Below are 6,931 nucleotides of genomic sequence, written 5' to 3'. Positions count from 1 at the left end.
CCCTTCACCCGTGCCACTCCCTCCCGCCCCGTGGCCGTTTTCACTGACGGAGAACTGCATCTCTATCCTGCCGCCACGCCCACCGACTCGCTTGCCACTCTTTCCTGTGTGAGCTATTCCGAGGATGAATACTGCCTCGACGATGCCGCCCTCGCAGAATTGCATATCTGAACCATGAAGTCTTGGTAGATACAAAAGAACATAAGTTAAAAAAGAAACAGAAGATAAATTTAGTCTTTTATCTCTCAATACAATTATCTATACTCTATACTTTAAACTCTATACTTAAAAATACCATCTCTCAATACAATTATCTATACTCTATGCTTTAATCTCTATACTATATCAAAAAATCTCTATACTATATCCAACAAACCATGTTCCCCAAAAACACTCGCCTCCTTGAAGAGGCACACAGCGCATGGAAACACCATGCCTTCCTGCGCGAGAAACGCCGGAGGCTCATGCAGCACACCTACGGCGACCAGTGGAGCGACCTGACACAGACGGCAGACGGCCACACCGTCACCGAGTACGAAAAAGCAACCATGTCAGGGATGCGTCCGCTCACCAACAATCTCCTCCGTGCTCTGGTCAAAAGCGTAGTCGGGCGCTTTCGATACAACGTCTCGCAGACCGACGACTCCCCGTCGGAAGCTCTCAGCGCAATCCGCGAGACGAATCTGATGACCGAACTCGACAGCCGCGCCCTCGAAGAGTTCCTGATTTCCGGCACAGTCGTCCAGCATGTTGCCTACGAGAACCGTCCTCCGGTCGGTGCGGGAGTGTGGGTCGACAACGTAAGGCTCGGTTCCTTCTTCTGCACCCCTTTCCGCGACCCGCGCGCATCGGATGTGAGACTTGTCGGGATGTGTCACGACATGACTCTCGACGAACTTAAACTCCGTTTCAGTCACGGTTCAAAGCGTCGTTCGCGCCATCTTGAAAAGGTCTACCGCCACGTTGAGGCTTCCGGACCCTTCCTTTCGCTCTCGTCACCTTTCGGACGCGAGACCGCAGAACCTTCGTTTTACAGCCCGGCAGCTCCCGGTTTCTGCCGTGTGGTCGAGGTCTGGACCTACGATATGACCTTCTCCGACCCGAAAGTCAAACCTCACTGGCATTGCCGCTTCATCACCCCCGACGGCAGTGTCATAGAGCAGACCGAATCGCCCCTTGCCAACGGTGCCCACCCCTTCATCATAAAGTTTTATCCCTTGACGGACGGCGAGGTGCATCCATTCATCGAAGACCTCGTCGGGCAGCAGAAGCATATCAATACCCTCATCACCACCATCGACCATATTCTTGCCAACAGTGCGAAGGGCGTCCTCCTCATGCCGACGGATGCAATTCCTGCGGGTCTGGACATGGAGATGGTGGCCGACATCTGGAGCCGTCCCGGCGGTGTCATCCCCATCAACCCCACGGCAAGGGCGCGACCCACGGAAATTACCACTGCAGGCCGTAGCGAGGGCGCAGCGAAGCTGCTTGAAATCGAAATGCAGCTTTTTCAGCAGATTTCCGGAGTGACGGCGGCCTTGCAGGGGCAGGCTCCCGGTTCAAATGTCTCGGCTTCGCTCTATGAGAGTCAGGTCTACAATTCGGCCATCGCTCTCCTCGACGTCTATGAGAGTTTCAACTCTTTCCGCACGATGCGCGACCGTCTGGCTGTCGCCGCTCTTGAAAAACCGGCGGTTTAACATTTATTTGCATAGGTGTGCGCGATTTTTACCATAGCACTATGGTAAATTTGCCAATACAAAACCCAACATAATACCAACACTTCTGCAAAACCACAATACTAACTCACAAACAACTATTTTTGCCATGATGACGCTTCTCTCCCTCCGCAACCGCCATTTTCTGACCGCCGTACACTCCATTCTCCACTCTCTTCCTGCCACCTCGCCTGTCGACATCGATGCTGTCGCAGCCAAAGCAGCCCTCTCTCCGGCCCCGGCCTATTATTGTACGTTTGATTACGCCCTGCGCATGTTGCGTGTGTTGCGCCACGGTCGCCTCACACTCCGCCGTGACCGCCGTCTTGAACTCTGGACAGAGCTCAACCGCCGTGTAAGTCGCCTGATGGAATCGCGCTCAATGACCCTTCCCGAAGCCCTCGCCAATGTCCTCTCCGCCGGTCATGCCTCGCAATTCTTCATCTCCCCGGCAACAGCAGCCACCCTCGCGCGCCGATACTATGACTACTCCACCCGCACCATCCTCATCCCCGCCTGACCGACAATTTAATTTGCCGTCCCTATTGGCCCTATTAGCCCTATTAGCCCTATTAGCCTTATTAGCCCTATTAGCCTTATCTCTTATATTCCATCCATCATGCTCTTCTCCCTCTCCTCCTCCCGGATAGCCGACATCATCCATGCCTATTCAGCTCTCGAACTCCTCTCTCTTCCCGACGGGGAAGTCAGGGCGCTCCTTGCCCCGCTTTTTGACAAGGAGCATCCGGAGCCTCTGAGGCTCATGATTGAAAACTCATTCTCCGAACTCACTCTCGATCTTCTCCCTTTCATTGACAATGACGATCCTCTCCCCGCCGAGCCTGCCGACCCGCAGTTGCTTCAGCTCAACCTCCGTCTTCCCGCCTCCTCCGCATCGCTTGCCACACATCTGCGCCGACGGATGGAGATGATTATCGCCGACCGGGTCTTTGAGAGCGCCCTGAACCTCCTCGTCATTCCCAACATCTCCTCTTCGTCGGCTTCCCTCCTGACAATAGCTGAAAACTACCGTCAGCACCACACTGCATCGCTCTCCACACTCCTTTCCTCCCTCCGCAGTCCGGCTCGTCCCTTTGTCCGTAAGCGGGGCTATTGACCTGATTCCGCCCCTATTCGTGAACATTTTATGACTAAAAATCGTCTATCTGACGCATATTTCGTAATTTTGCAGTCATGAATTGTAACAACGAACTTCCTTCGGGCGTGGTTGTCTACTGCGCCTCATCATCAGATATTGATTCCCGTTATCTCAACACCGCCCGCCGTATGGGCGAACTCATCGCCGGTGCCGGCCTCTCACTCGTGTGCGGGGGCGGTGCCGGCGGCATGATGGCTACCGCTATCGAAGGTGCCCTCGATGCCGGCGGCGAGGCTGTCGGCGTCCTTCCCCATTTCATGATGGAGAAGAAGTGGAACCATCCCCGTCTCACCCGCTGCATCGACACTGAGTCGATGCACCACCGCAAGATGACAATGGCCTCGATGGCCCGTGCTGCCGTAGCTCTCCCCGGAGGCATAGGCACTCTCGACGAGCTTGCCGAGATTATGACCTGGAATCAGCTCGGACTTTTCCGCGGACCGGTCATCATCGTCAACACCGACGGCTTCTATGACCTCCTCATTGCACTCTTCGAGTCAATGCAGTCGAAGGGTTTCATGCGTGGGGGCCGCATCCCTGCAGTTGTCGTGTCGACTCCCGAGGAGGCGATTGAAGTAATCAACAATATCGAGAAATGAATCCTTCCCTGACGACCGATTCTGTGGCCAATCCATTCGGCCCGCAGCTTTGCCGTGAGCAGGACGCCCCGTCGTCGGCTCTCGAAAAGCTGACGATGACCGTGGGAAAGGTTCCCTACACCTCCGGTATGGTCCCCTCCGAGCGCAAGTTGCTCCCGGGCTATGATTCGGGGGTACTCTGCATGATTATTGCCCTCTTCATGCTCCTCGCCTATAATTTCCACCATTATTCCACCTATCTCAAGAATTTCTCCAACGACCTCTGGACGGTCAGGCGCACCGACAATTCATCGGCGGTCCGCACTTTCAGCGAGACCGGTATCCAGATGTCCATCGTGCTGCTTGCCTGTATCTGTGAGGGCATCATCATAAATGCCGGGCTGAATGCGGGCGGTTTCACCACTCCGCTCCCGATGTTTCCTGAGATTGCGGCCCTGAGTCTGCTTGCTGTCGTCTACTATCTCTGGCAGTTGACGGCCTACCGCGTGGTCGGCTATGTCTTCACCGACAAGCTCTCGGGAAAGCAGTGGATGAAAGGTTTCAACGCCTCGCAGGCGCTCCTCGGCATGGCCCTGACCATTCCGGCCCTCGTGGTGCTTTTCAATCCCGAACAGGCCGGTATCGTGGTCACCGTCGGCATTGTTTGCTATATTTTGGCCCGTTTGATATTTATTTTCAAGGGCTTTAGACTTTTTTACGACAATTTTGGTTCGTTGCTTTATTTTATTTTGTATCTTTGCACTCTCGAAATTGTACCCCCTGTTATCATCTATAGATGTATCGGGTTTTTCAGTCAATTACAACCCTAAGCACTACTGACAGTGAAAGTTAAAAAAGTATTAGTTTCCCAGCCGAAACCTGCTTCCGACAAATCGCCCTACTATGACATTGCCGACAAGTATGGAGTGGAAATCGAGTTTCGGCCCTTTATCAAGGTAGAAGGGCTTACCGCTAAGGAGTTTCGTCAGTCAAAAATCTCTATATCTGACTTTTCGGCAATTATCTTCACCGCCCGCACTGCAATTGATCATTTCTTCAGGCTCTGTGAGGAGATGCGAATCTCCATTCCTGATACAATGAAGTATTTCTGCACAACAGAATCCATCGCACTCTATCTCCAGAAGTACATCGTTTATCGCAAACGCAAGATTTTCCATGGCGAGACAGGCAAGCTCGACAGCCTCCTGCCCGCCCTCATCAAGCACAAGAAGGAACGCTTCCTCTACATCGTTTCGGATGTACATAAGGAAGACACAAGCATTCTCGATCAGAACGGCATCAACTACACTAAGGCTGTAATGTATCGCACCGTGTCAAATGACTTCGGTCCCGATGAGAAGTTTGACTACGACATGCTTCTCTTCTTCAGCCCCTCGGGTATCGACTCGCTTCTGAAAAACTTCCCCGGTTTCGAGCAGAACGACATCCGCATCGGATGTTTTGGAGCCACTACAGCTCAGGCTGTACGCAACGCAGGTCTCCGTCTCGACCTCGAAGCTCCCTCGGTGAAAGCTCCCTCGATGACTGCCGCCCTCGAAAACTTCCTTAAGGAAGAGATTGGCGAAAACAATACTGAGGAATAATTCCGACCCCTCATCGCCAGCCCCTTACCGGGAATCGAAAATTCATCCATGACAGACTTTGACCTCCATTATGCTTGGACAAAGGTTATATAAAATCGAAAAATTACGCAGCGAGATTGCTATAGGCCAACTCTTTGACCGCAGCAATCCCGCTGCGCATTCTGTCATGGCCTACCCCCTGCGCGCCGTGTGGACCATCAACCCCTCCCGCCTCGCAGCCCTCACCCAAACAGCCTCCTCCCAAACTTCCCCCGTAGAGTCCTCTGATACTCCCCACCGCAAGCCAGCCCCTTGCCCACAATTCCTCATCGCGGTTCCCAAGAAAAAAATCCGCCATGCCGTAGACAGAGTACAGATGCGTCGGCGCATACGCGAAGCCTACCGCCTCAACCGCCACCTCATCCCGATGGACCTCCCTATCGACATCGCCTTTATATATGTCGCCGGTGAAGTCCTCCCGTATGCCGAAGTCCTCAAAGCCGTCACCCGCATACTCACCCGCATAACCCGCACCCTCACCACCCCCGCAACAACCATCAGCCCCAATAGTTAAGGCTCCCCGGCAGTCCCATTGGTCCCATCACCCAGCCCCATCAGGCTTATTAGGCTTATTGGCCCTATTAGTCTTATTAGCCTTATCAAAACCCTATTAGGCTTATTAGGCCTATTAGGCTTATTAGCCCTATCAAAACTCTATTAGCCTTATTGGCCCTATTAGCCTTATCAAAACCCTATTAGGCTTATTGGTCTTATCAGCCCCATCATCCCTATCAATCCCCATCCCCCTTTAATCCCCTCCACACCTTGTTGCGTCGACTCTTCATCCTCCCCATCCGCTTCTATCAATACTGCATCTCCCCGATGTTTCCGCCCGCCTGCCGCTTCACACCGACCTGCAGCGCCTATGCAGTTGAAGCCATCCTCAAACACGGCATATTCCGTGGCTCCTGGTTGGCCCTGAAACGCATCTCCCGCTGCCATCCCTGGGGAGGCTCCGGCTACGACCCCGTACCCTGACCCCACCTGTCAGCGAAAAGCAGAATCAAGCCGAAGTTTATACCTGATGAATAAAGATACAAAAGAACAAAATATTCAAAAGAAACATAAGCATAATTCCCTCAAAACAACACCATAATCCCCTAAAAAACAATCTTTTGTCTCTTCTGACCTTCTGTCTTTATGTGCCCTTTCCGCACCCCTGATCCCCACCTGTCAGCGAAAAAACGCCATGTTCGACTCCCACACCCACATCCTCAAACGCAACGCCATAGTCGACCTCGACCCCGTTGACCTGATAGCCACCAATCGGAAGCCATCTCCCATACTCCGCAAAGGCTACTATTACTCAGTCGGCATCCACCCCTGGAACTACCACCGTGTGACCCCCTCCTCCCTTCGCCTCCTCCGCGCCCTCGCCGCCGAACCCCAAATCCTCGCCATCGGCGAATGCGGCCTCGACACCCTCTGTCCACACGGCTGCGAATATTCTCCCTCCATCCATACTAATCGAGCCCCCTTTTCCGATAATCAAACCCCTCCTCTTTCAGATATTCACTATGATTCCCTTTCCGGCAATCAGGATTCTGCTCAGCAATCCGCAAAGGCTCACCGGGAAGCCTTTCACGCTTCACGTTCAGAAATAATCCAAGCCCAGACCACACTCCTCCGCTATCACTACACCCTGAGCGAAACCCTCCGCAAACCCCTCATCCTCCACATAGTCAAAGCCTTCCCCGAAATAATAGCCCTGAAAAAACAGTGGCGTCCCACCCAACCTTGGATCATCCACGGCTTCCGTGGCAAACCCCAGCTCGCCCGTGAACTCCTCGCCCACGGCTTCCACCTCTCCTTCGGAAAAAAATACAACCC

At 53.3% G+C, this 6,931-nt stretch carries 9 protein-coding genes; all 9 read left to right on the top strand.

All coding sequences use genetic code 11. From position 1 onward, the window contains the following. The first annotated feature begins 377 nt into the window (after positions 1 to 377). On the top strand, positions 378 to 1,703 hold the full coding sequence (locus tag QZ310_RS13440; RefSeq protein ID WP_297073755.1) for a hypothetical protein: 1,326 nt from the start codon (positions 378 to 380) through the stop codon (positions 1,701 to 1,703). A gap of 127 nt (positions 1,704 to 1,830) precedes the next feature. Next, a complete protein-coding gene (locus tag QZ310_RS13435) occupies positions 1,831 to 2,241 on the top strand; it encodes a hypothetical protein (protein WP_297073753.1) in 411 nt (136 codons plus the stop codon). A 99-nt stretch (positions 2,242 to 2,340) separates the two neighbouring features. Continuing rightward, entirely contained in the window at positions 2,341 to 2,838 is a 498-nt protein-coding gene (locus tag QZ310_RS13430) for a hypothetical protein (protein ID WP_297073750.1), read from the top strand. Positions 2,839 to 2,915: 77 nt separating this feature from the next. Next, positions 2,916 to 3,479 (top strand): TIGR00730 family Rossman fold protein, encoded by a 564-nt coding sequence (locus tag QZ310_RS13425; protein ID WP_297073748.1) that lies wholly within the window; start codon positions 2,916 to 2,918, stop codon positions 3,477 to 3,479. Beyond that, positions 3,476 to 4,288 carry a DUF4271 domain-containing protein gene (locus tag QZ310_RS13420; RefSeq protein WP_297073745.1) on the top strand — a complete coding sequence of 271 codons (813 nt, stop codon included), beginning with the start codon at positions 3,476 to 3,478 and terminating at the stop codon, positions 4,286 to 4,288. The genes QZ310_RS13425 and QZ310_RS13420 overlap by 4 nt, the downstream gene beginning before the upstream one ends. A gap of 12 nt (positions 4,289 to 4,300) precedes the next feature. Then, entirely contained in the window at positions 4,301 to 5,062 is a 762-nt protein-coding gene (locus QZ310_RS13415) for a uroporphyrinogen-III synthase (protein ID WP_297073743.1), read from the top strand. A 70-nt stretch (positions 5,063 to 5,132) separates the two neighbouring features. Then, positions 5,133 to 5,615 (top strand): ribonuclease P protein component, encoded by a 483-nt coding sequence (locus tag QZ310_RS13410; RefSeq protein ID WP_297073741.1) that lies wholly within the window; start codon positions 5,133 to 5,135, stop codon positions 5,613 to 5,615. A 251-nt stretch (positions 5,616 to 5,866) separates the two neighbouring features. Then, on the top strand, positions 5,867 to 6,079 hold the full coding sequence (gene yidD / locus QZ310_RS13405; RefSeq protein WP_297073738.1) for a membrane protein insertion efficiency factor YidD: 213 nt from the start codon (positions 5,867 to 5,869) through the stop codon (positions 6,077 to 6,079). A gap of 211 nt (positions 6,080 to 6,290) precedes the next feature. Next, a partial coding sequence (locus QZ310_RS13400; RefSeq protein ID WP_297073736.1) for a TatD family hydrolase occupies positions 6,291 to 6,931 on the top strand: 641 nt, incomplete at its 3' end.

It is taken from the genome of uncultured Duncaniella sp. (assembly GCF_910577345.1).
Lineage (GTDB): Bacteria > Bacteroidota > Bacteroidia > Bacteroidales > Muribaculaceae > Duncaniella.
Note: the sequence above shows the minus strand (reverse complement) of the source record. Positions and strands in the feature narration are given on the sequence as shown.

Coding starts and splice junctions, on each gene's coding strand:
- QZ310_RS13440 (WP_297073755.1), top strand. CDS start 378: ATGTTCCCCAAAAACACTCGCCTCCTTGAAGAGGCACACAGCGCATGG.
- QZ310_RS13435 (WP_297073753.1), top strand. CDS start 1,831: ATGATGACGCTTCTCTCCCTCCGCAACCGCCATTTTCTGACCGCCGTA.
- QZ310_RS13430 (WP_297073750.1), top strand. CDS start 2,341: ATGCTCTTCTCCCTCTCCTCCTCCCGGATAGCCGACATCATCCATGCC.
- QZ310_RS13425 (WP_297073748.1), top strand. CDS start 2,916: ATGAATTGTAACAACGAACTTCCTTCGGGCGTGGTTGTCTACTGCGCC.
- QZ310_RS13420 (WP_297073745.1), top strand. CDS start 3,476: ATGAATCCTTCCCTGACGACCGATTCTGTGGCCAATCCATTCGGCCCG.
- QZ310_RS13410 (WP_297073741.1), top strand. CDS start 5,133: ATGCTTGGACAAAGGTTATATAAAATCGAAAAATTACGCAGCGAGATT.